General features: G+C 46.2%; 20 protein-coding genes. 14 read left to right on the forward strand and 6 right to left on the reverse strand.

The features are described 5' to 3' along the window. Nucleotides 1-31: 31 nt before the first annotated feature. A complete protein-coding gene (gene pta / locus VV1_RS10445) occupies nt 32-2176 on the reverse strand; it encodes a phosphate acetyltransferase (RefSeq protein WP_011080093.1) in 2145 nt (714 codons plus the stop codon). Between the two features lie 138 nt (nt 2177-2314). Continuing rightward, nucleotides 2315-3511 carry an acetate kinase gene (locus VV1_RS10450; RefSeq protein ID WP_011080094.1) on the reverse strand — a complete coding sequence of 399 codons (1197 nt, stop codon included), beginning with the start codon at nt 3509-3511 and terminating at the stop codon, nt 2315-2317. A 341-nt stretch (nt 3512-3852) separates the two neighbouring features. Between VV1_RS10450 and yfbV the strand changes: the two genes are divergently transcribed. From yfbV to VV1_RS10480, 6 genes are all read left to right on the forward strand, one after another. Then, on the forward strand, nt 3853-4305 hold the full coding sequence (gene yfbV / locus VV1_RS10455; RefSeq protein ID WP_011080095.1) for a terminus macrodomain insulation protein YfbV: 453 nt from the start codon (nt 3853-3855) through the stop codon (nt 4303-4305). 264 nt (nt 4306-4569) lie between these two features. After that, on the forward strand, nt 4570-5535 hold the full coding sequence (locus tag VV1_RS10460; RefSeq protein ID WP_011080096.1) for an ABC transporter substrate-binding protein: 966 nt from the start codon (nt 4570-4572) through the stop codon (nt 5533-5535). 60 nt (nt 5536-5595) lie between these two features. Further along, the gene (locus VV1_RS10465) at nt 5596-6528 is read left to right on the forward strand and encodes an ABC transporter permease (RefSeq protein WP_011080097.1); all 933 of its coding nucleotides are present in this window, start codon (nt 5596-5598) and stop codon (nt 6526-6528) included. Then, nucleotides 6525-7319, forward strand: a complete 795-nt coding sequence (locus tag VV1_RS10470; protein WP_011080098.1) for an ABC transporter ATP-binding protein — start codon at nt 6525-6527, stop codon at nt 7317-7319. The genes VV1_RS10465 and VV1_RS10470 overlap by 4 nt, the downstream gene beginning before the upstream one ends. 143 nt (nt 7320-7462) lie before the next feature. Further along, the gene (gene malZ, locus VV1_RS10475) at nt 7463-9301 is read left to right on the forward strand and encodes a maltodextrin glucosidase (RefSeq protein ID WP_011080099.1); all 1839 of its coding nucleotides are present in this window, start codon (nt 7463-7465) and stop codon (nt 9299-9301) included. A 113-nt stretch (nt 9302-9414) separates the two neighbouring features. After that, nucleotides 9415-10908 (forward strand): sensor domain-containing diguanylate cyclase, encoded by a 1494-nt coding sequence (locus VV1_RS10480; protein WP_043920968.1) that lies wholly within the window; start codon nt 9415-9417, stop codon nt 10906-10908. On the opposite strand, the gene dusC is transcribed toward VV1_RS10480, so the two are convergent. Further along, entirely contained in the window at nt 10878-11834 is a 957-nt protein-coding gene (gene dusC, locus VV1_RS10485; RefSeq protein ID WP_011080101.1) for a tRNA dihydrouridine(16) synthase DusC, read from the reverse strand. The genes VV1_RS10480 and dusC overlap by 31 nt on opposite strands. Nucleotides 11835-11993: 159 nt before the next feature. Between dusC and VV1_RS10490 the strand changes: the two genes are divergently transcribed. Next, nucleotides 11994-12602 carry an SEC-C metal-binding domain-containing protein gene (locus VV1_RS10490; RefSeq protein ID WP_011080102.1) on the forward strand — a complete coding sequence of 203 codons (609 nt, stop codon included), beginning with the start codon at nt 11994-11996 and terminating at the stop codon, nt 12600-12602. 77 nt (nt 12603-12679) lie between these two features. Here VV1_RS10490 and dsbB read toward each other — a convergent pair whose 3' ends face one another. Next, nucleotides 12680-13198: a disulfide bond formation protein DsbB gene (gene dsbB / locus VV1_RS10495; protein WP_011080103.1), complete on the reverse strand. Its 519-nt coding sequence runs from the start codon at nt 13196-13198 to the stop codon at nt 12680-12682. An 87-nt stretch (nt 13199-13285) separates the two neighbouring features. Next, nucleotides 13286-14875, reverse strand: coding sequence for a Na(+)/H(+) antiporter NhaB (gene nhaB, locus VV1_RS10500; protein WP_011080104.1), 1590 nt, complete (start codon nt 14873-14875; stop codon nt 13286-13288). 640 nt (nt 14876-15515) lie between these two features. Here nhaB and fadR point away from each other — a divergent pair. Further along, nucleotides 15516-16355, forward strand: coding sequence for a fatty acid metabolism transcriptional regulator FadR (gene fadR, locus VV1_RS10505; protein ID WP_011080105.1), 840 nt, complete (start codon nt 15516-15518; stop codon nt 16353-16355). Nucleotides 16356-16575: 220 nt separating this feature from the next. After that, the gene (ribA, locus tag VV1_RS10510; protein ID WP_011080106.1) at nt 16576-17172 is read left to right on the forward strand and encodes a GTP cyclohydrolase II; all 597 of its coding nucleotides are present in this window, start codon (nt 16576-16578) and stop codon (nt 17170-17172) included. A 55-nt stretch (nt 17173-17227) separates the two neighbouring features. Here the strand turns inward: ribA and VV1_RS10515 are convergent, their stop codons facing one another. Further along, complete coding sequence (locus VV1_RS10515; RefSeq protein ID WP_011080107.1) at nt 17228-18565, reverse strand: IS4-like element ISVvu3 family transposase; 1338 nt, start codon at nt 18563-18565, stop codon at nt 17228-17230. A 468-nt stretch (nt 18566-19033) separates the two neighbouring features. Between VV1_RS10515 and VV1_RS10520 the strand changes: the two genes are divergently transcribed. The 5 genes from VV1_RS10520 to VV1_RS10540 all read left to right on the forward strand — a co-directional run bounded on the left by VV1_RS10520 (nt 19034) and on the right by VV1_RS10540 (nt 24181). Continuing rightward, a complete protein-coding gene (locus tag VV1_RS10520) occupies nt 19034-20122 on the forward strand; it encodes a TRAP transporter substrate-binding protein (protein WP_011080108.1) in 1089 nt (362 codons plus the stop codon). 124 nt (nt 20123-20246) lie between these two features. Then, entirely contained in the window at nt 20247-20786 is a 540-nt protein-coding gene (locus VV1_RS10525) for a TRAP transporter small permease subunit (RefSeq protein WP_011080109.1), read from the forward strand. Nucleotides 20787-20796: 10 nt separating this feature from the next. Continuing rightward, nucleotides 20797-22083 carry a TRAP transporter large permease gene (locus tag VV1_RS10530; protein WP_011080110.1) on the forward strand — a complete coding sequence of 429 codons (1287 nt, stop codon included), beginning with the start codon at nt 20797-20799 and terminating at the stop codon, nt 22081-22083. A 111-nt stretch (nt 22084-22194) separates the two neighbouring features. After that, the gene (locus VV1_RS10535) at nt 22195-23550 is read left to right on the forward strand and encodes a cache domain-containing protein (protein WP_011080111.1); all 1356 of its coding nucleotides are present in this window, start codon (nt 22195-22197) and stop codon (nt 23548-23550) included. Continuing rightward, the gene (locus tag VV1_RS10540) at nt 23543-24181 is read left to right on the forward strand and encodes a response regulator (RefSeq protein ID WP_011080112.1); all 639 of its coding nucleotides are present in this window, start codon (nt 23543-23545) and stop codon (nt 24179-24181) included. The genes VV1_RS10535 and VV1_RS10540 overlap by 8 nt, the downstream gene beginning before the upstream one ends. Nucleotides 24182-24225 lie beyond the last annotated feature (44 nt).

Below are 24225 nucleotides of genomic sequence, written 5' to 3' on the forward strand. Positions count from 1 at the left end.
CTTACTGACAAGAGACAAAAGATTCAGTGGATTATTTCTGATCTTGAGTCGCTTGGATTGCAGTTAGAGCGATGGTGTAGACGATATCGTCGACTAGCGCGCCACGAGACAGGTCGTTTACCGGCTTGCGCATACCTTGCAGCATTGGACCGATAGAAACAAGGTCGGCTGAACGTTGTACCGCTTTGTAAGTCGTGTTACCCGTGTTGAGGTCTGGGAATACGAATACGGTCGCTTTACCTGCTACTGGAGAGTTAGGCGCTTTAGACGCTGCCACGTTTTCCATGATCGCTGCGTCGTACTGCAGAGGACCGTCGATGATCAGATCAGGACGTTTCTCTTGAGCCAGTTTGGTCGCTTCACGTACTTTATCAACGTCTGCACCCTTACCAGACTCACCAGTAGAGTAAGAGATCATTGCTACGCGTGGGTCGATACCAAAGGCTGCAGCAGAATCCGCAGATTGAATCGCGATTTCTGCAAGCTGTTCTGCCGTTGGATCCGGGTTGATCGCACAGTCACCGTAAACCAGTACTTGATCAGGCAGAAGCATGAAGAATACAGAAGATACGATAGACGCATTTGGTGCTGTCTTGATGATTTGGAACGGAGGAACGATGGTGTTTGCCGTCGTGTGAACCGCACCAGATACTAGACCGTCAACTTCATCGTTCTCAAGCATCATAGTGCCTAGGAACACAGAATCTTGAAGCTTCTCACGAGCGACAACTTCCGTCATGCCTTTCGAGCCACGTAGCTCAACAAGACGAGCAACGTAGTTTTCGCGAATCGCGTCTGCATCGATGATCTTAACGCCAGCACCTAGTTCAACACCTTGCTGTGCGGCCACGCGCTTGATCTCTTCAGGGTTACCTAGCAGCACACATTCTGCGATACCGCGTTCAGCACAGATCGCTGCCGCTTTCACAGTACGTGGCTCGTCACCTTCAGGAAGAACGATGCGTTTACCCGCTTTACGAGCAAGCTCAGTCAACTGGTAACGGAATGCTGGAGGACTTAGACGACGAGAACGCTCAGTACCTTCTGTCATTGACTCAATCCAGTTGCCATCGATGTGACCTGCAACGTGGTCATTGATGAACTCGATACGCTCTTTATCGTCTGCAGGTACTTCTAGGCTGAAGCTCTGTAGATTGAGCGAAGTCTGCCAAGTGTTACCTTGTGCTTTGAAAATTGGAAGGCCACTTTCAAACGCTGGCTTACATAGGTTTTCGATTTCTGTAGGAATATCGTAACCGCCAGTCAGAAGTACTGCGCCAATTTCAACACCATTCATTGCTGCTAGAGAGGCCGCAACGATAACATCTGGACGGTCTGCAGAAGTCACAAGCAGTGAGCCTGGTTTGAAGTGCTCAATCATGTGTGGCAGAGAACGTGCACAGAAGGTGATGCTCTTAATACGACGAGTGTTGATGTCGCCTTCGTTGATCACTTCTGCTTTCAGGTGTTTCGCCATATCGATTGCGCGAGTTGCAATCAGGTTGATGCTCCATGGCACACAACCTAGAACGCGAATTGGGCTAGAGTTGAAGATTTGCATCACTTCTAGCTGGTTTTGTTTCGCGCTGTCTGCGTCATCGAAGATCTCTGATAGATCAGGACGCGTACGGCCTGCTTCATCAACTGGCGCGTTTAGCTTGTTGATGATAACACCAGAGATGTTTTTGTTTTTCGTGCCACCGAAGTTTGAACAAGCCACTTCGATACGCTCTTTTAGCTGTGCTGGGTTGTCAGTGCCTGGGGTCGCCACAAGAACAATTTCAGCACCAAGTGTTGCTGCGATTTCCGCGTTCACTTGGTTAGCAAATGGGTGCTTACGAGTAGGAACAAGACCTTCGATTAGCGTAACGTCTGCATCTTTATTAATTTGGTTGTAACGTTCTACAACCGTTTCTAGCAGTTCGTCCATGTTGTCGTTACCGATTAGGTTCTCAGCAACAGACATCAATAGGGGTTCGCCAATCTTCATATCGCTGTTTGCGCCAACGATAGTGGTAGTAAGATCAGGAAGATCACCGCCGCTACGTGGTTGTGCGATAGGCTTGTAGAAAGAAACTTTAACGCCTTTGCGCTCCATAGCGCGAAGAACACCCATGCTTACGCTAGTAAGACCAACACCAGCACTCGCAGGGATAAGCATAATAGTACGGGACATCAGAGAAAGTACCTTTAACTATTGGGGGATTTAAAGCTTTACTGCTTATGGTTTGGCGAACCAAACAATAGAAGTGAAGCCCAAGATTCTTTATCAAAAAGAAATCTGGCTAGCCCGAAGGCTAGCCAGAGAAGTCAATTAAAGACCTGCTAGGCGAGCAGTGTCTTCTGCAATAACAAGCTCTTCGTTAGTCGAGATAACCATTGCTGGGATACGGCTGTTTGCTGTTGTGATAACGCCTTCACCGCCGAAACGTGCTTTTAGGTTTGCTTCGCTGTCAACTTCGATACCGAAGATGCCTAGGCGGTTAAGAACCATTTCACGGATAGGCGCAGAGTTTTCACCGATACCACCAGTGAAAGTGATTGCGTCTAGACGGCCTTCTAGAGTTGCCGTGTAACCAGCAACGTATTTCGCTAGGCGGTGGCAGAATACGTCCATCGCACGAGTTGCTTCTTCTTTTTGACCGTAGTTGTCTTCAACGAAACGACAGTCAGAAGTCACTTCAGTTAGACCAGCAAGGCCAGACTCTTTGGTTAGCATCGTGTTGATTTTCTCAACAGAGTAGCCAAGAGTGTCGTGTAGGTGGAAGATGATCGCAGGATCGATGTCACCACAACGAGTACCCATTACTAGACCTTCAAGTGGCGTTAGACCCATTGAAGTATCAACAGATTGGCCGTTCTTCACTGCACAAACAGACGCACCGTTACCTAGGTGACAGTTGATGATGTTTACTTCTTCAACTGGCTTGTTTAGTAGGCTTGCAACTTCACGAGTGATGAATAGGTGTGAAGTACCGTGCATGCCGTAACGACGGATACCGTGCTCTTTGTAAAGGTTGTATGGAAGTGCGTATAGGTACGCTTCTTCTGGCATAGTTTGGTGGAAAGCGGTGTCAAACACAGCAACGTTTTTCAGTGCTGGGAAAGATTTTTGAGCGGCTTTGATACCAATGATGTGCGCAGGGTTGTGAAGAGGCGCAAGTGTTGCACAATCTTCAATACCTTTAAGAACTTCGTCAGTGATTAGAGCTGATTGAGTGAACTGCTCACCACCGTGTACTACGCGGTGACCGATTGCAGCTAGGTTTTCAGAAAGCTCTGGCTTAGAAGCAAGAATAGTTTCTACCATGAACGCTAGTGCTTCTTCGTGTGCTGCACCGTTACCTAGTTGAGCTTCGTGCTTACCATCAAGTTTCCACTTGATGCGAGCTTCAGGAAGGTGAAGACATTCAGCAAGACCTGAAAGATGCTCTGCACCATTCTCAGCATCAACAACAGCAAATTTAAGAGAAGAACTACCGCAGTTTAAAACTAAAACTAGCTTAGACATGTGTGACTACCTGTTATTCGTCTGATTAAAATCAGTAAGGATGAAAAATCATTCACAAGAATAGACGATGCAACCAAAGCTGCGCACTAATCTTGGTCAAAAAACTTTCAATTTCCGTATTTCTAAGAGAGAGGTGAACCCGTATCACCCCTTTGCGATCCATTGCAGAAGGTCTTCAGAGTTGCTTAAATTGTAAATAACAGCAACAATGAGATTGAGGGTCTGCAAAGGATAGCGATAATAAGCAATGATAACAAAAAAAATTTGAAAGAATATTAACTTTCATCAATTTTTTGCGTTTTCAGTTGAAATCTTCAACTAATTTTTAGTGAGAGAGCAGTATGAACAATAAAGTCGGACTTGCCCACAGTCTGCGAGACGGGCAAAAGTACATGGATACTTGGCCGATGCGCAAAGAGCTGAGTGCCATTTTTCCTGAACAACGGATTATCAAAGCAACGCGTTTTGGCATTAAAGTGATGCCAGCGATAGCAGCCATCAGCGTCCTGACTCAAATGGCGTTCAACAATTATCAAGCTCTGCCTCAAGCGATTGTCATGGCTTTATTTGCACTGAGTTTGCCTTTGCAAGGAATGTGGTGGTTAGGCCATCGTTCCAATACTCAACTGCCACCAGCACTGGCTACGTGGTATCGAGAATTGCATCAGAAAATTGTCGAAAGTGGTTCGGCACTAGAACCGCTTAAATCCCGACCTCGCTACAAAGAGTTGGCGCATACCTTAAACCGCGCTTTCCGTCACTTAGATAAATCCGCGCTCGAGCGTTGGTTCTAAGTTTCCACTTGTTCAAAAAAGATCGTTAACGGGCAGCCAATCGGGTTGCCCGTTTTGTTTTTGCCCGCTGAGTGACCGTCATTTATCTCTCGTTTTGTTGTATTTCTGTTAAATCCTGCTTTCCTAATAGAGAAGTTGCTGGTAATAATGTCATTCAGATGTACAAAAAGTGCACAAAAATAATTGCTTAACCTTACTCATCCAGAGTGGAGGTTTCGTGATACCACACAACATCTCAACCTATGCTGAATTCAAGGAGTCAAGATGAAAGCAGGAAAACTGATCGCCACGGCTGTTCTTGCCGGTGCTGCTTTAATTTCTTCCCATTCTGTGATGGCAAAAACTGCCAAAGTTGCCGTTTCACAAATCGTTGAACACCCCGCACTTGATGCCACCCGACAAGGCCTTTTAGATGGACTAAAAGCAAAAGGGTATGTCGAAGGAGAAAACCTCGAGTTTGATTACAAAACGGCGCAAGGTAACCCAGCGATTGCGGTACAAATTGCTCGTCAGTTTGTCGGGGAAAGCCCGGATGTCTTAGTTGGTATCGCAACCCCAACGGCTCAAGCATTGGTCTCGGCCACGCGCTCTATTCCAGTTGTATTTACTGCTGTTACTGATCCTGTAGGCGCTAAACTGGTGAAATCCATGGAGCAACCGGGGAAAAACGTCACTGGTCTTTCCGATCTTTCACCAGTATCTCAGCACGTTGACCTTATTAAAGAGCTGTTGCCTAATGCCAAAGCGATTGGCGTGGTGTACAACCCAGGCGAAGCAAACGCGGTTACTTTGGTTGAGCTATTGAAGAAAAGCGCGGCAGAAAAAGGTTTAAAGGTGGTGGAGTCGACCGCATTAAAAAGTGCGGATGTGCAATCTGCGACTCAAGCGATTGCTGCGAAATCTGACGTGATTTACGCTCCGACGGATAACACAGTGGCCAGTGCGATTGAAGGGATGATTGTCGCGGCCAATCAAGCGAAAAAACCAGTATTTGGTGGTGCAACTTCCTATGTTGAGAAAGGGGCAATCGCAGGCTTAGGCTTCGATTACTACCAAGTTGGCGTGCAAACGGCGGATTACGTTGCTGCGATCTTGGAAGGTCAAGAGCCAGGTAAGCTCGACGTAAAAGTGGCTACTGGATCAGATCTTGTTGTGAATCAAGGCACTGCAGAGAAATTAGGTATTACTATTCCAGCCTCTGTGCTTTCTCGAGCCACAGACATCAAATAAAATCCTATCTAGGGCCGACGGAGATTCGGCCCTTTGTTAGAGCAGAATAAAGGAGTTGCTATGTCTGCTTTTGCGTTTTTCGGTGCGCTAGAAATTGGCTTACTTTACGGCTTAGTTGCCTTAGGTGTTTACTTAACCTTTAGGGTTCTCGATTTTCCGGATTTGAGTGTGGATGGCAGTTTTCCTATGGGTGCTGCGGTTGCGGCAACCGCTATCGTTGCGGGTGTGAATCCATGGCTAGCCACTGGGATGGCCATTCTTGCTGGTGCGATGACGGGTTGGGTGACCGCTTTTTTGGCGGTGCGCTGCGGTATTCTTCATCTTTTGGCTTCCATCCTAACCATGATTGCGGCGTTCTCAATCAACATTCGTATTATGGGGCGACCAAACTTGGCGTTATTGGGGGAAGAGACCATTTTGACCCCATTTGAAAGCTTGGGTGATCCCATGTTCATCCGTCCACTGGTGGTCGGTATTCTCGTTTTGATCTCCTCTTGGTTGGTGGTGCGACTGCTCAACAGTGATTTTGGCTTAGGCTTACGCGCCACGGGCGTTAACGCACGTATGGTGCGCGCTCAAGGTGGTAGCACCTCTTTTTACACCTATTTTGGTCTTGCGCTGTCGAATGGCTTCGTCGGTTTCGCTGGTGCGTTATTTGCGCAAACCAACAGTTTTGCCGATGTGACGTCGGGTGTCGGGACTATCGTGGTGGGTTTGGCAGCGGTGATTCTGGGGCAAACGTTGATTCCGGGACGAAAAATTTGGGTTGCCGTTGTTGCGGTCATCGTCGGCTCAGTGCTTTACCGTTTGGCGGTGGCTTTTGCGCTAAGTTCTGGCATGTTTGGTCTGCAAGCGTCGGATCTCAATTTAGTCACGGCAGTGCTGGTTGCCATCGCGTTGATTGCGCCAAAACTAAAAGGAAACATGGCGATAAAAAAGCCCGTTAACTCAGGGGCGAGTAGTGGTAAACAGAAGTCAGGAGGTGCACTATGATTCGTTTGGAAGATATTCAGGTCACCTTTAATCGAGGCACCATTCTAGAAAATCGTGCGCTACGTGGTGTCACGCTCGAAGTACCAGAGCATCAGTTTTTGACGGTGATAGGTTCTAACGGGGCGGGTAAATCGACCTTACTTGGCGCGGTGACAGGTGAAACCCCCATGGTGGGCGGCAAAGTATTGATCGATGACGTCGATGTGACATCACAAACGGTTGACCAACGCGCTTCTCTTTGTGCAAGGGTGTTCCAAGACCCGCTTGCAGGCACTTGTGGCGCGTTAACCATTGAAGAAAACATGGCGCTCGCGTACATGCGTGGAAAAAAGCGAGGTTGGCACTTATCGCTCTCAGCAAAGCGTCGCAAACTGTTCCAAGAGCGGATCAGCATTTTGGGGCTAGGGTTAGAAGATCGTTTGGGTGACAGTATTGGTCTTCTTTCTGGTGGACAACGTCAGGCAGTAAGCCTTGTGATGGCTACGTTGTCAGACAGCAAACTATTACTGCTTGATGAGCATACTGCAGCACTTGATCCACGCATGGCGGCGTTCATCATTGATCTCACCAAACGTATCGTCAAAGAGTTTAACTTGACCGTTATGATGGTGACGCACTCGATGAAAGATGCGTTGGCGTGTGGCGATCGCACGGTCATGCTGCACCAAGGTGAAATTGTGCTGGATGTCGCTGGTGAGCAGCGAGAGGGGATGCAGGTGAAAGATCTCCTCGAGATGTTCTCTAAAGTGCGTGGCGAAGAGTTGGCCGACGACAGCTTACTGCTCAATTAGTTTTTTCTCTACGCCCTCGCTATCCTCCTACCGATTGTGATCTCCCCTTGAAAAATAACGTGATTTTTATTTCTCAAGGGGGGATGTCGCTCAGCGCTGTGCTTTTAGAATGGTATGAAATACCGATTAAAAGAGTACTCGCAATGACCCTACCTTTTCTTTTTCATGCGCAAACGCCGGATTATTTCCGCGTTGAGAATCAAATCGCTCACGTTACCTTAAGAACTCAGCCTGAAGGAATTCAAGCCGTCTACCTGCGGCACGAGCCTGACAATGAAGAGTACTTAGTAGAAATGCAGCGAGTCTCTAAGTTAGGGGAACTCGATGGCTGGCAAGCGTCATTCCCTTTGAATAAAGACCGAGAGATCACCCAGTACGTTTTCAAAGTGATCACAGAAGGTGCCACTGTCTGGTTAGACGCTCGTGGCGTACAGAAACGGATGCCAGGCAGCGAGTACCATTTCAAATACAACCAATCTCATCAGCCGCCAGAGTGGGTGAGTGAGCAGATTTTCTACCAAATTTTCCCTGATCGATTCTGTAATGGTAACCCAGAGATCAGCGTTAAAAGTGGCGAATACTCGGTAAAAAATGGCACACGCCCTGTGGTCGCAAAAGAGTGGGGAGCGGCCGTTGACAAACACAATGGCTATGGGGGTTGTGAGTTTTATGGCGGGGACTTGGCTGGCATTCGCAGCAAATTGGATTACCTGCAAACCTTGGGCGTGACAGCGCTCTATCTCAATCCGATTTTTTCGGCGCCGAGCAATCACAAGTACGACACCACTGATTACTTAACCATTGATCCGCATTTGGGAAGCAATCAAGAGTTTGCAGAGTTGAGCGAAGCGCTTCATCAACGCGGTATGAAAATTGTGCTTGATGCCGTTTTCAATCACACCTCATGTGAGCACCCTTGGTTTGACAAAAATGGGGTAGGTGAGATAGGGGCCTATCACCACATCGAATCGCCTTATCGCCACTATTATTTTTTCGAAGACGGTAGCCAAAATTATATTGGCTGGAAGGGCGTTGACAGTTTACCAGTACTGAATTTTGAAAATGCGGAGGTACGTAATTACATTTATGCCAGCGAACACGCGGCCATTCGCCACTGGTTGAAAGCACCCTATCGAATCGATGGTTGGCGTTTTGACGTGATCCACATGCTTGGAGAAGGTGAAGGGGCGCGCAACAATGCCTACTATGTTAAGCAGTTCCGCAATGCGACTAAACAAGAAAACCCTCAAGCTTATGTATTAGGGGAGCATTTCTTCGAGGCGAGCAAGTGGCTCCAAGGCGATCAAGAAGACGGCTCGATGAATTACTACGGCTTTGCCCATCCAGTGAGAGCATTATTGGCCCAAAAAGACATTGCCTACCATCCTATTGAGATCGACTGCATCGATTTTGTTGATTGGCTAAATGAATCACGCGCTAAAGTACCTTGGCTTAACCAGCTCAGCCAGTTCAATCAACTTGACAGCCACGATACCGCACGTTTTATTACCTTGTTGGAAAATGACCAAGCGCGCATGAACATTGCTCTCGGCTTGCTGTTCACTTATGTCGGAACCCCTTGTATCTATTATGGTAGTGAAGTTGGACTGGAAGGTGAGAATGACCCAGATAACCGCCGCTGTTTCCCGTGGGAGCGTGTTGGTCATGTGGAGACGTTCCAATATCACCAACGTCTCATTGAACTTCGCAAAACGTCTAAGGCGCTGCAGCAAGGGTCGATCCAATTTTTGCATGTTGAGCCAACGTCGTTCAGTTTTGCTCGTCAGTATGGTGAAGACACTCTGCTTGTGATGGTCAACTTAGATTCGAAGGCATGCTCTATGACGCTGCCAATTTGGCAACTTGGAAAGCCGCAAGGACGTCTGGTTTCCCTATTGGGTAATGAAAGTGCTTTGCAAGTAAATAGTAAAGTTGTGGTTAATATCTCTTCTGAATCCATTCAAATTTGGAAACTTGAGTGACAGTTCTGGCACAATCTATTAATATTTGAGCTGTTCTCAAACAAAAGACATTAGACCCTTTGACACGCTTTGGCGGTCAAAGGGTTTTGTTTCTCAGCATTCTTGGTTATCGAATGAGTAAAAAAAGACAATTTAGCCGACGCTTTGTGGTGTTATTCCCCGCGTTGATTTTTTTGGCTGTGATCTCTATGACGGTCAAGAATTACTACGATTCGATCAATCGACACATCGATGAGGAGTACGAACGCATTGATCGGATGCTGACGAGAAGCATAAAAATTCTAACCGCCTTGGAATACAGCTTTAGTAGTTACACCGACGACGGTTATTCGATTTTGAGTAATCACAACAACAAACAAGAAAATGGTTTGTGCTTTATTTGGCCGATTGATCCGCTCTTAATGGCCGACGGCATGGTCCCCGATCAGCCTGAAGTGGACATCGACTACATGCTGGCAGGGTTACCGGAGTTGTGCGCGCCTGGAAGTTATTTAAATCAACGAGTCAGTGAGAAATCAGGGTTTGCTCCGTCGCTTTCCTTTTTACATGATCTCGAGCCGTTTATGGTCAGTATTCTTTACATCGACAAGCACGGTTACGTGATTTCATCACCAGAAACGTATGCGGCATCGTTCAGTGTTGAGTTGCTCGATACTTTAAAAGCCCGTCCTTTTTGGCAGAAAACCGCCAGTAATCCCGGTCGAGTGACGTTTTCTGGCCCAGGCTATGAATTTGATATCAAAACCGCGACGCAAGAGTCTCGGTATTCACTCAGTATCCCGGTATATGAGAAAGGTGAGCATCAAGGAATGCTGCTCATCAGTATTGAAGCGAAGACACTGCTCACCACCAATAAACAGTTGGCAGGTGAATTTCATTTGTGGAATACCGAGTCACCCATACCGCCAAATGCTTTGCGCGTGCGCGACATTGACTTCCCAACACTCAATGACTCTCACGTTATTTTCTACACTTTCGATTGGACTCGAGAGCTAAAGAACTTTGTTTCTTACGAGAAATACAGCTTAGCGGCGGCGATTTTTATCTACCTGCTTTCGACCTTTACACTCTTTTTGGTCAACACTCGTCACGAACGTCAGTATTTTAAAGATCTCGCCACCAAAGATCCGATGACAGGACTACTCAATCGACGTGGTATGCAGTCGGTTTGGCGAAACAAGATCACCAAAAAGAAAATTGCTTTAGCCGTGTTTGATATTGATAACTTTAAATCGATCAATGATAGCCATGGCCATGATGTGGGTGATGAAGCGATCAAATTAGTGGCCAGTTGTATTCGCGACAATATTCGCCAATGCGATGTTGCGTCTCGATTTGGCGGTGAAGAGTTTGTCATTACCCTTTATGGCGATGAGTGCGATGGCATGGAGAAAGTGCTCGCGAGAGTTCGTGAAGCCGTTAATGAACGGTCACCTCAAGTGGTGAGACATGGTTTTACCATTTCGGCAGGCGTGGTGATACGTGAAATGGGCGCAGGTGACAGCTTTGACGCTTTATTCAAAGCTGCCGATGACAGTCTTTACCAAGCGAAAAACAGTGGTAAAGACAAAATTGTTTACTGTGCCACCTCGAGCTGTTCGCGATAGTGATGCAGATGCTCAACGATGCTTTCCACTTGCGTCAAGGTGCGAATATCGCGGAATAGGTCAGCCGCTTGTGGGTATGCTTGGCGCAAATAAGCAAACCACTGCTTGATACGATTTGGGTAATATTTCCCTTTGTCGCCACGCACTTCGTATTGGGTGTATTTGAGCAATAAATCCACCACTTCGTGCCACGGCATCGCACGGTGATTGTGCTTAACGATGTTGCCCAAGTTAGGCACGTTTAATGCGCCACGGCACACCATCAAAGAATCGATGCCAGTGGTTTCAATACAGGCTTGACCATCGGCATAGTTCCAGATTTCGCCATTAGCAATCAAAGGAATCGTGGAACGTTGGCGGATTTGGTCAATGTAATCCCATTTGATTTCACTCGCTTTATAGCCGCCAGCTTTGGTTCTTGCATGGACGGTTAATTCATCCGCTTTGCCTTGCTCTACCGCGTCCACAATCTCGAAACAATCTTCCGGGTTTTCCCAGCCCAAACGAATTTTGGCGGAAACTGGAATGTGCGAGGGCACTGCATCACGACACGCTTTGACCACTTGATAGATTAGTTCCGGGTGTTGCAGCAGCGCTGCGCCCCCTTTGCTTTGATTAACCATCTTTGCCGGACAACCAAAGTTTAGATCGATACCATGCGCACCGAGCTGCGCGGCGCGGATAGCATTTTCGGCCATCCAGTGGGGATCTTGGCCTAACAGCTGCACTTTGACAGGAACACCATTTTTTGTTTTTGACCCTTGTTTCAGTTCAGGGCAGAGGCGATAAAACACATGGTCTGGGAGTGGTTGGCTGACAACGCGAACAAACTCAGTGACACAAAAATCGTAGTCATTGATTTCGGTAAGCATCTCTCGCATCAGGTGGTCGAGCACACCTTCCATCGGTCCCAATATCACTCGCATCTTTATTCTGGCCTCTCAAAAAATGAGGCGCGATTGTAGCGATTCACTGAGAGCTTGTCACGAGAAGAGGCAAGGAGAGAGGCTTTTCATGATTTAATCCCCCCATTTACTTTGCTTAGGTATATAATCCGGCCAAATTGAACAACAAGTGTTTCAACGATGCAATATCAATTAATTGAATTCAATGACGCTTCCAGCCAAGCTTCTGCTTGGTTTATTGAAGGCGCAGTTTTAGCGGCGAACTTAACGATTCAACCGACCGATCCTGATACCTGGTTAACCGAGTTGCTGGGGGATGTGTCTGCCGAGCTTCGCGCGGCTGTGACGGAGCAAATTCATAAGCAGCATAATCGGATTTTACGCAATGAATATTCATTGCTCGAGCTCGTAGGCGATGAAAGAGATAACTTGGCCGACTTTGCTGAAGGTTTTATGTCTTTGTGGCCAAGAGTTGAAGAGCAATGGCAATCCGCCATCGTCAATGACGGCACTCAACGCATGATGCAGGCGCTCTTTACCAGCTTTATGTTGGCCATTGATGAAGAGAGTACTCAACAGCAAATGCTCGCTGCGGGAATTGAAGCGCCTCCCGCTTTGAGCGATTTCATTGACCAAATGGATTTGATGATCAACGAAGTGGCGCTTGCCGCCGATGAACTGATGGTTGGCAACAAATCACAAAGTTTGAATCCTTTCAAAGGAGTAGGGCGAAACGACCCTTGTCCTTGTCAAAGTGGCAAAAAATTCAAACAGTGTTGTGGCCAATAATCAACACGCGACAAAAAACAGCCGACTCTGAATGAGTCGGCTGTTTTTTTTAACTGCAATCCGAGTCAGCGTCGGAACTATTTTGATTTGAAAAACTGAGCAATAACGATAAATGCGAGCGCCACTAGGTTGCCAGCAAAAATAATCACCAACCATTGTGGCATCGAAAGTGTCATGAACTGCCATACGATTTTGCTACAGTCACCATAGGCTTCAAACATCCAAGGCGCCCATTGATTCAATGGAGCCCAATCTGGGAAGGTGACGAACAGATCACAAGTAGCAAAAGGCGATGGATTAAACTGGTAATCAACGTGTTGTAATGACAACGCCAACCCTTTGTAAGCACTGGCTCCCCAAGCCGCCAAACCTAACCAACGAACAAGTGGGTTATTGGGTGCAATCAGGCCAAAGAGTGCCGCGCCACCCACGCCAAGCATCGCCACGCGCTCATAAATACACATCACACAGGGTGACAGCATCATCACATGCTGAAAGAACAGCGCCGCTCCCTCAAAAAAGACCACGAAGAGTAGCAATAGCAGCCATGAGATTCTGTTTTTTGAAAACTGATTGAGTGATGCAAATAAATTCACTTCTAAAATCCTTTGTATGTTCAATAAAAAAGCTCTGAATACTCAGAGCTTTTTATCTCGGATAAGTTTCTTTAGCAAACTAAAAATTTAATGTCCGCCGGAAACTGCGTGAGTTGCCTCACCCACATGGTGAGCAATCCAACCTGCGTCGTAAAACCAAGCTGTCATAGGCTCAAGTAAGAAGACGATGCCAAACAAGCCAACCAGAGCCAGTACAATCGTGTATGGCAGAGCCATGATCACCATCTTGCCGTAAGACAGACGAATCAATGGTGCGAGTGCTGAAGTCAACAAAAATAGGAACGCCGCTTGGCCGTTTGGTGTTGCCACTGATGGCAAGTTAGTTCCTGTGTTGATCGCCACGGCCAGCAAGTCAAACTGGTCACGTGTAATAATGCCTTCTACTAGCGCAGTTTTGACTTCGTTGATGTAAACCGTACCGACGAACACGTTGTCAGACACCATCGAAAGCAAACCGTTTGCCACGTAGAACATCGCCAACTGCGTGCCTTTGTCTTCCACCGCGAGAACTGCATCGATAACAGGCTTAAACAACTCTTGGTCGATGATTACCGCCACGATAGAGAAGAAAACCGCAAGAAGTGCCGTAAATGGCAGTGCTTCTTCAAACGCTTTACCGAGTGAGTGTTCTTCAATCACACCAGTGAAGGCTGTGGCTAGGATGATGACGGACAAACCGATCAAACCTACCGCGGCCAAGTGCAGTGCGAGGCCGACAATCAGCCATACGGCGATAAGACCTTGAATCCAAAGTTTGGCCACATCTTGGTTGGTACGAGCCTTGCGTTCTTCTTTGTCGAATTCGACAAGAATATGACGAACGTTATCAGGTAGTTCAGCGCCGTAGCCAAACACCTTAAGTTTTTCGACCGCAAAACAGGTGAGCAAACCACAAACGAAAACAGGAAGCGTAACTGGAGCCATGCGAATCAAGAACTCACCAAACAACCAACTTGCTTGGTCTGCAATGATCAAGTTTTGAGGTTCACCTACCATGGTCGTCACGCCACCGAGCGCAGTACCAACACCCGCATGCATGAGCAGTGAGCGTAAAAATGCGCGGTAGTTTTCTAAGTCTTCACGAGTCAGCTCGGCAAGATGATCGTCTTGTGTATGGTCATGATCGGAACTGACGCCCTTACCCGATGCCACTTTGTGGTAGATCGAATAGAAACCCACGGCAACGCTGATAACAACGGCGATAACGGTCAGTGCGTCTAAGAAAGCGGAAAGAAAGGCCGCGGCAAAACAAAACGCTAAAGACAAAATCGCTTTAGAGCGAATGCCAAGCAATATCTTGGTGAAAATGAAGAGTAGCAACTGCTTCATGAAGTAGATGCCAGCGACCATGAAGACCAGTAACAACAACACTTCGATATTGGCGACGAGCTCATGCTTAACCTGTTCAGGGCTAGTCATGCCAATCGCGATGGCTTCAATGGCTAATAAACCACCAGGTTGAAGAGGATAACATTTGAGCGCCATTGCCAACGTGAAAATAAATTCCACGACGAGTAGCCAGCCTGCTACAAATGGGTCAACGAAGAAGAAAACAATCGGGTTAATGATTAAAAAAGAAATGATGGCAACTTTATACCAATCAGGCGCTTTACCAAGAAAATTCTTAATAAAAGCGTTTCCGAGCGACATCGGCATGATAATTCTCTTATTAACTTATATATGAATAGACACTACAACATAGTGCTTAAGCCTATGCTTTAAAGAAGAAATATCTATCTTTATAAACAATAACTTAGAAAAACAACAATCCTTGTTTAAAATGTAGTCTTGCCAAGTTACTTCCCTTGAACTTAAGCACCGCTCTTATTTTCGCCCGCAACTCTACTCTCAAGTAACATTTAGTCAACAGGAAATCCCAATCCTGTCTTCATTTGCTGACTTAATTTCGCAAAACGCGATCGAAGTAGCACAAGTATATCATGTAAACTATGCAAAAGTTCGCTTATCATCATAATTTACGTTGAAAGCATAAAAAAGTTAAATTAAGAAAGAGTATTAACCGATTAACTCAATTTTAATTTGCAATTTATGAATTTAAAAATGTGACCTATCACCCTTTATTTATTCTGGCTTTGTGCATGGTCTTGCGACCATAAAATGTATTTTTTGACGACTTCCAGATTCCGCAAAGGCATTTTTTATCCAATTTAACTTAGAGTGTTTACTCTATATTGCAATTTGGTTGCATTTCGTGATAGTAAATTTTCGCAAATGAAGAAGTAGTGGTATGATGAGTGCCATTCGACCCAAAACAAATATTGGAATAACAAATATAATGGTCATTAAGGCAAAGAGCCCTGCGGGATTTGCAGAGAAATACATTATCGAAAGCATCTGGAATGGGCGTTTCCCTCCAGGTTCCATTTTACCTGCTGAGCGTGAGCTGTCTGAACTGATTGGTGTTACGCGCACCACACTACGTGAGGTTTTACAAAGACTTGCTCGTGATGGTTGGTTGACGATCCAACATGGTAAGCCAACCAAAGTGAACCAGTTTATGGAAACCTCGGGGCTGCATATCCTCGATACACTCATGACGCTAGACGTTGATAACGCAACAAATATTGTTGAAGATTTGCTTGCAGCACGTACAAATATCAGTCCGATATTCATGCGTTATGCCTTTAAAGTGAATAAAGAAAACTCTGAGCGTACGATCAAAACCGTTATTGATTCATGTGAGCAATTGGTTGCGGCTGAATCTTGGGATGCATTTTTGTCATCGTCTCCTTATGCCGACAAAATTCAGCAAAATGTAAAAGAAGACAATGAGAAAGATGAAGCGAAACGCCAAGAAATCTTGATTGCGAAGACCTTCAACTTCTACGATTACATGCTGTTCCAGCGTTTAGCTTTCCACTCAGGAAATCAAATTTATGGTTTGATTTTCAATGGTTTGAAGAAGCTATATGATCGTGTCGGTAGTTTTTACTTCTCTAATCCAGCGTCTCGTGAATTGGCCCTTAAGTTCTATCGCCAACTGCTGTTGACGTGTGAGTCAGGACAGCGTGAACAGTTACCAGCGTTGATTCGTCAATACGGTATTGAGAGTGCGATGATTTGGAACGAGATGAAAAAGCAGCTTCCAACGAATTTCACAGAAGACGACTGCTAATAGCTAATAATTGACGCTGTTAATGGAAAACCGCCAGCCTGGCGGTTTTTTTATACCTGACTGTTGCACTCAAGCATTATTGTTATAATATAACAAAACTCATTTGTGATCCGATGATTGAAAATTGGAGTATCAACCCCCATAGTTGCAATACAGATGAGAAAACATCATGTACAAAAGAGTCGTTAGATTAGACGTAACCAATCAAGTGAGTAGAGATATGGCGGAAGTTCGAGCCAGAGTCGATTTTAAAGTCGGTGCAAAAAGTAATATTGATGCGGAAATTCTTTCATTTCGTGGTTTGAAGACCGACAAAGAGCATGTGGCAGTCATCTTTAAATCGGCAGATGTGACTCAAGAAGTCCCCCTAGTTCGAATGCATTCTGAATGCCTCACTGGGGATGTGTTCCATTCATCTCGCTGTGACTGTGGCGAGCAGTTGGAAGAGACGATCAATCGTATGGGTGAGTCTGGCGGCATCATTCTTTATCTTCGCCAAGAAGGTCGCGGGATCGGCCTTTACAACAAAATCGATGCTTACCGTTTGCAAAGCGAAGGGATGAATACTTACGAGGCCAATAACCATCTTGGCTTTGATGACGATCTTCGTGACTTTACGGAAGCGGCACAAATGCTTGAAGCGCTAGGGATCAAACAGATTCGATTAGTGACCAACAACCCTAAGAAGATTCGTGAATTAAGTGAGTACGGGATAGAGATTGTTGAAGTGGTCAACACTTCTGCTCACATCAAAGAAGGCAATGAAAGCTACTTAAAGGCGAAAGTATCTCATGGTAAGCACCATTTAAAAGTGTAATGCGAAGTTGCTTAGCAATAATTGATAAAAAGCTCCACAGTTGTGGCAATGTAGTTCACTTAAGAGGAGCTGCCTTGCGATTAACAGGATATCGGGTCTTTGATATTTTTACCGCCCTAGGCCGATTTGGCTTAGGGCGTTTGTCTATAAAAAGGATGGATAAGTCTCCGCGCAGACTTTTTAGACGCTTCGGTGTATTACCTGGAGATACCGCTTTGCTCATTACTTTCAGTTGACTAGCGATGAACTGACAAGCGTATTTAAAACTGATTTCATTGGCCATTCGACCATGTGCTACGGCCGCTTGACTGGCTTCTCGTCTTACCAAGTTATAACCAAGCAACAGCCCCCATAACTCTTGATAGACAAGCTCGACCGTCTTACTCCTCAGCACTAACGCGTTGTGCTGCATCGAACTTTTTATGTCTCTGTACCCTAACTCAATTTCCCATCTCTCATGGTAAAGCTCGGCTACTGATTCCGCATCGTACTCTTCCCTAGGCAAAGACGTAAACACTGTTTTGTGCTTACCTTGTACTTGATAAGTAACGGCTCTGACTTGCCATTTTTCAGGTAGGTTAGGATTTTTCTTGCGAGCCTGTGGAGAGACTTTCATTTCTACCAACATGTCGTCGCTCTCTTCATCGTCCAGAAGTCTGAATTTCACCCCTTTCTTCGCTGGTAACAACCAATGCCTGTTGGAGCCACTATTTTGGAGAGAAAGAAGTAAGTCTGCGCCATAAAACCTCTTATCTAGTAAAGTCAATGAGTTATCAGGTAGAGAGTCAATAAAGGGCATTGCAAGCGGTATTTCACCACGACGATAGGGGCTTATAGCTGCGTCTACAATGACATGTGAGCGAACATTCATCATGGTCACCACCCTGAGTACTGGATGAGGTGTCTGCCTCTCGCTGGATGTATTACCTGACCCAAAATGTTCTCTTAGTTCTGATGTATCAGCGGTTCGAAAAAGAGCCCCATCAATAGCGAAGACTTGTAAGCCTTGCCAAGTATCCTCGGGGTAACGCTCTAGACCCCATGTGTGACTGCATTGTCTAAACAACCATTCTGGAGCAGCTTTACCAAGGCGTTGCCTTGCTTGCGTTAAAGCACTTTTAGCTAGCAGTTCCTCATCGGCTAAGCCCTCGGCACAGACATTCATTCGCCGTGCGACTTCTGCAATAGACTCATTGCGGAAAAACGCCATTCCAACAATAAGCCAAAGAACCATATCACTAGGTAAACGACGTCGACGAATTGTCGCTTTATCGGAAAGTGTTGCCGCTTTAGCAACCCACTCATCAGGAATATGCTCAGAGAAAGTGGTGAGCTGAGCGACATCAACAGGACTCTCTTCAAGAAAGTCAGCAAAATAGTTTTGGATAGACATAAAAAAATCGGAAACCTATAAACAGGTTTCCGATTGTCTCTCATCAGAAGGATCGGTCAACCGATCCTTATCTGATCTACATTGCCAATTGATTGGGTTTTTTTCTGCCTGTCATCTTTCTCTGACCTTATTTTGAAGCATCATTTGGTTTGGGGTGCCTACATGTTTGTATCGAATTCATCACATTTTAGACAAAGCTTGTTAAATATCTTTGCTGATACTACCTACGTAGTTCCTCTCTCTTTGGTATGCAATGTTCAAAATTAAAATCTTATAAAACAATCTAATAATAGATCCTCAGTCAATATCCTACGTGGTTATACGTATTCATGTGAGATAGAGTAGGTTGCCACTTGCTTTTTCCTTGCGTGTTCCTGCCGATTAACAAAGTGTGTTTTTTGTTTCATGTTTAACACGAATTTCCAATGTCAATTGATCCGACATGAATAAAAACAAAGGACGTGAAACATGAGTCTTATCCAAAGAACGATAAAACGAGTGCTAAAAACGACGGCGGTTGCGGCCGCGCTCGCTTTAGTGGCAACCACTGCAAACGCTGCTGATAAAGTCTATCGCTTAAAACTGGCAGAAACTTGGGGGCCAAACTTCCCAATTTTCGGTGATGCAACGAAAAATATGGCCAAAATGGCGGAAGAGATGTCAAACGGTCGTTTGCAAATCCGTATCGACTCTGCCAACAAGCACAAAGCGCCACTCGGCGTATTTGATATGGTGAAATCGGGTCAATACGATCTTGGTCACTCGGCGTCTTACTACTGGAAAGGCAAAGTGCCGAACACGCTTTACTTCACCTCTATGCCTTTTGGCATGCTACCAGCGGAGCAGTACGCGTGGTTCTACCAAGGCGGTGGGATGGAATTGATGGAGAAGGTGTATGCACCGCATAACCTGCTGTCTTTCCCAGGTGGTAATACCGATACCCAGATGGGCGGCTGGTTCCAAAAAGAGATCAACTCGGTCGATGACTTACAAGGCCTGAAAATGCGTATTCCGGGTTTTGCCGGTGAAATCCTAGCTGAACTTGGTGCAAAACCAACCAACATTGCCCCGGGTGAGCTTTATACCTCGCTTGAGCGCCGTACCATCGATGCGTTGGAATGGGTTGGCCCGTCACTTGACCTGCGTATGGGCTTCCACAAAATTGCTCCTTACTACTACACCGGTTGGCATGAGCCAGGCACAGAGCTCCAATTCTTGGTGAACAAACGCACTTGGGATGGTCTGCCTGATGATCTGAAAGCGATTTTAAAAGTCGCAATGAAGACCGCGGCTTATGACATGTATGTTCAATCTGTGCATGAAAGTGGTAAGAACTGGGCATCGATTAAATCGGAATACCCGAATGTTCAGGTGAAAGATTTCCCTGCGTCGGTGATGACAGCGCTTCGCACTGCGAATGACAAATTATTGAAAGAACATGCCGCGCAAGATGCGTTGGCAAAAGAAATCCAAGAGTCTCAGGCGGCTTATATCAAGCAAGTTCGCCCATGGACCGATATTTCTGCCCGTGCTTATCTCAATAGCCAAGCACAGTAAGAAATTCGTCAGTTCCCCCTGACGAGAAGCCCAAGAAAGCTCGAACCGTAAGGTGAAGAGCACACCAAAAAGCTCCGCTGGTACTGCCAAGCGGAGCATCTTTCAAAGTTCCATGGAGTAGGGAATGAGAAATTTAATTTACATTGAACGTCTCTTTAACCGCTTTGGCGATCTTCTAGGATGGCTTTCCAGCGTGCTGTTTATTTTGCTGCTGGCCAACGTTGTCTACGATGTTGTCATGCGCTATGTGTTCAATGACGTATCCATCGCCTTCCAAGAAATGGAGTGGCATCTATTCTCAGCGGTCTTTTTGCTCGGTATTCCTTTTGCGCTGAAGTCGGGTGGTCATGTTCGCGTTGACCTTTTCTATGAGCGCTTATCGCATCGCGCGCAGGCTATTATCGACTTGCTAGGCACGATCTTTTTTCTATTTCCATTCTGTTTGCTGGTGGCTTGGTTCGGTATCGATTTTGCCAAAGAAAGCTACGCCTTAGGAGAAACATCGGGTGACCCTGGTGGTTTGCCTTATCGTTGGGTGATTAAGGCGATCATTCCACTTTCCTTCCTCTTCATGGCAATAAGTGGTGTCGGCCTGCTTCTTCATTCACTCAATAAAATCGTTAACCCGCATCTTATGCATCAATCTCCATCAGATAAGTCGTAAGGAAATCAGGATGATCGGTATAGTAATGTTTTTTGTAGCCTTGTTTGCGCTACTGCTTGGTTTCCCTGTGGCATTTACCTTTGGTGGTATTGCGCTGTTGTTTGGCGTATGGGCAGAAGGGATTGAAATGTTTGCCTTCATGCCGTATCGCATTCAATCCATCATGGAAAATACGGTGTTGATGGCGGTGCCTCTGTTTGTCTTCATGGGCTTGGTACTGCAGAAAACCCGTCTTGCAGAGCAGTTGCTTGAATCTATGGGCAAGCTGTTTGGCAGTGTGCGTGGCGGTTTGGCGATTTCAACCGTGCTGGTGGGCGCGCTTCTGGCTGCCTCAACCGGCGTTGTGGGCGCTTCTGTGGTAGCGATGGGATTGATCTCATTGCCAGTCATGTTGAAGTACAACTACGACAAAGGGCTAGCGTGCGGCACCATTTGTGCGTCCGGCACCTTAGGGCAAATTATTCCGCCTTCGATTGTCTTGATCCTATTGGGTGATGTGCTCGGCGTGCCAGTAGGCGATCTGTTCCAAGCGGCAGTGTGGCCGGGAATTGTGCTGGTGGGCGTGTATGTTATCTATATTTTGATTTATGCAAAACTAAATCCAGAAGCGGCTCAGCCGATGGAGCGCGATGATACCATCAGCCGCAAGCAAGAAGTTATCAAAGCGTTGAAAGCGGTGATCCCGCCTTTGGCTTTGATTGTGGTGGTGCTTGGTTCCATCTTTGCCGGTGTAGCAACACCCACCGAGTCTGCTGCGTTAGGTGGCGCGGGTGCGATTGTGCTGGCCATTCTGTACAAGCAATTTAGCTGGGGCATGGTATACGATTCAGCTAAAGAAACCGTCAAAGTCACCGCAATGGTGTTTGCTATATTGCTAGGGGCGACGGCATTCTCCATGGCCTTTACTTACACCGGTGGCGACGAGCTGGTGGAAGAGTGGATGCTGGCTATCCCAGGTGATAAATGGGGCTTCCTCATTATCACGATGTTGGTGATTTTGATCCTCGGTTTCTTCATCGATTTCGTTGAAATCTGCTTCATTATTGTGCCAATTCTTGCGCCTGTGGCTGAAATTTTGGGTATCAACATGACGTGGTTTGCGATTTTGATTGCGATGAACTTGCAGACATCGTTCTTGACGCCGCCCTTTGGCTTTAGCCTTTTCTACCTCAAAGGGGTCGCTCCGGCGGGCGTGACCACGCGAGATATTTATCGCGGTGTGATGCCATTTATCGGCTTACAAATACTGGTGTTGGCCTCACTGCTGGTGTTCCCATCTTTTTATGGCATGGGTTAGATCGCTAATTTGCTGGATTTGTGAACCAAAAGTTTCAATATTGGTGCCGTAGTTGATAGAGTAAAACTGCTTCCAAGGAGTGGAAGCAGTTTCTTTATTAGGGACTGAAGTATGCCACTGAAAGTTAAGTTAATTCTGCTAACATTACTGCCACTGTTGTTGGTTTCTGCCAGCATCAGTTGGATCTCTATTTATCAAGCGAAAACCTTAGGGCATAAGGAAGTGGCGATTTTCAAACAGAGCTTGATAAAGTCGCGTGAAAGCGCACTGAAAGATAGTGTCGATCAAGCGTTCGATGCCATTTCTTACATCTACAACAACCCTGATTTGTCTCAAGAGGAAGCGCAGCGCCGAGTCAAAGCGCTGTTGACGCAAATTCGCTATGGTGCGGATGGTTATTTTTTCGCGTACGACAAGCGGGGCACAAACTTGGTTCATCCCATACTGCCCGAACTTGTCGGACAAAACTTACTGCATATCCAAGATCAAAATGGTGACCACTTGATTGAAGCGCTGTTGTATCAAGCGCAAACGGGGGGTGGTTTTCACCAGTATTTATGGCAGAAACCGTCAACGGGGGAGACGGTCCCTAAACTCAGTTATGCGGCTTGGCTGGATAAATGGGATTGGATGATAGGGACGGGTCTGTACATTGAAGACATCAGTGAAGAAGTGGCGAACATGCAGGCCGCTATCAATAAAAATATTGAAACGACATTCTTCTCGGTGGTGGTGATTTTGTTGGTCACGGTCTCGGTCATTGTGGTGCTGACGTTAGCCATCAACCTGCACGAACACCGTTTGGCCGATAAAAACCTCAAAGAGCTGGCCCACAAGACGGTGATGTTTCAAGAAGATGAGAAAAAACACCTCGCACGTGAGCTCCATGACGGGATTAACCAACTGTTGGTTTCAAGCAAATGTCATTTGGAGTTGCTGGCGCACAAGGTGCAAGACCCATCGCTAAAAGTGCATCTCGACAAATCTCAACAATCGCTCACCACGGCCATTAACGAAGTTCGTCATATCTCACATCAGCTTCGCCCCAGCGCGCTGGATGACATTGGCCTTGAAGCGGCGTTATCGAGTTTGATGCAAGATTTTCGTTCCCACTCAGGCATAGAGATCGACATTTTATTCGATACGCAAGATGGCCGTTTAAAATCCGAGGTGGCCACGACACTCTATCGGGTGGTACAAGAGTCGCTCAACAACATTGAAAAACACGCAGGTGCGAAAAAAGTGACGGTGATTTTGCAGCAGATGGGCAATATTCTTCAATTACTGATTCGCGATGATGGCTATGGGTTTAACGTCAGTGATGCTTTACGTAAACGAGGCATTGGGCTAAGAAATATGAGAGAGCGAGTGGAGTTCATTGGTGGTGATTTTGAACTAATGAGTGAGCCTGGCTTTGGGACTGAAATAACGGTGTTACTGAATTTAGATGGATTGACCTATGGATAAGCCAATTCGAGTTGTAATAGTCGATGATCATCAAGTGGTGTTGGATGGGTTTATGGCTCGATTGGAAATGGAGCCGGAAATCGATGTGGTTGGCACCGCAAGCAATGGTTTGGAAGCCTTGGACGTGGTGAAACAGCATAAACCCGATGTGGTTTTGATGGACATCAGCATGCCCATTTTGAATGGCATTGAAGCGACCCGAATGATCAAAGCGGAGTGGCCTGAGGCCAAAATTTTGATGCTGACCATGCATGATAATCGCGAATACATCATGAAGGTGATGCAAGAGGGCGCAGTCGGTTACATGCTCAAAGAAATATCGGCGGAGAAAATGGTGCAAGCAATCAAGACCGTCAACCAAGGCTCAACGTATTTCTGTGAATCCGTCACGCAAACATTGTTCACGCAAGAAATTGTCCCCGCGGCCCAAAGGCCAAATCCACTCAGTCGTCGTGAAGAAGCGGTGTTAAAACTGGTTGCACAAGGACACAGCAGCAAAAAAATTGCGACGTTACTGGAGATCAGCTATCGGACGGTTGAAACACATCGTCACAACATCAAACATAAATTAGATTTGAACTCGACAGCAGAACTGGCGAAGTATGCGCTAGAGCAAGGGCTGATTGAATAGGGGGGAGCACCCCTATTCAATGTTGCAAATCTCGTGGCCTCTTT

The organism is Vibrio vulnificus CMCP6, assembly GCF_000039765.1.
Classification (GTDB): domain Bacteria; phylum Pseudomonadota; class Gammaproteobacteria; order Enterobacterales; family Vibrionaceae; genus Vibrio; species Vibrio vulnificus_B.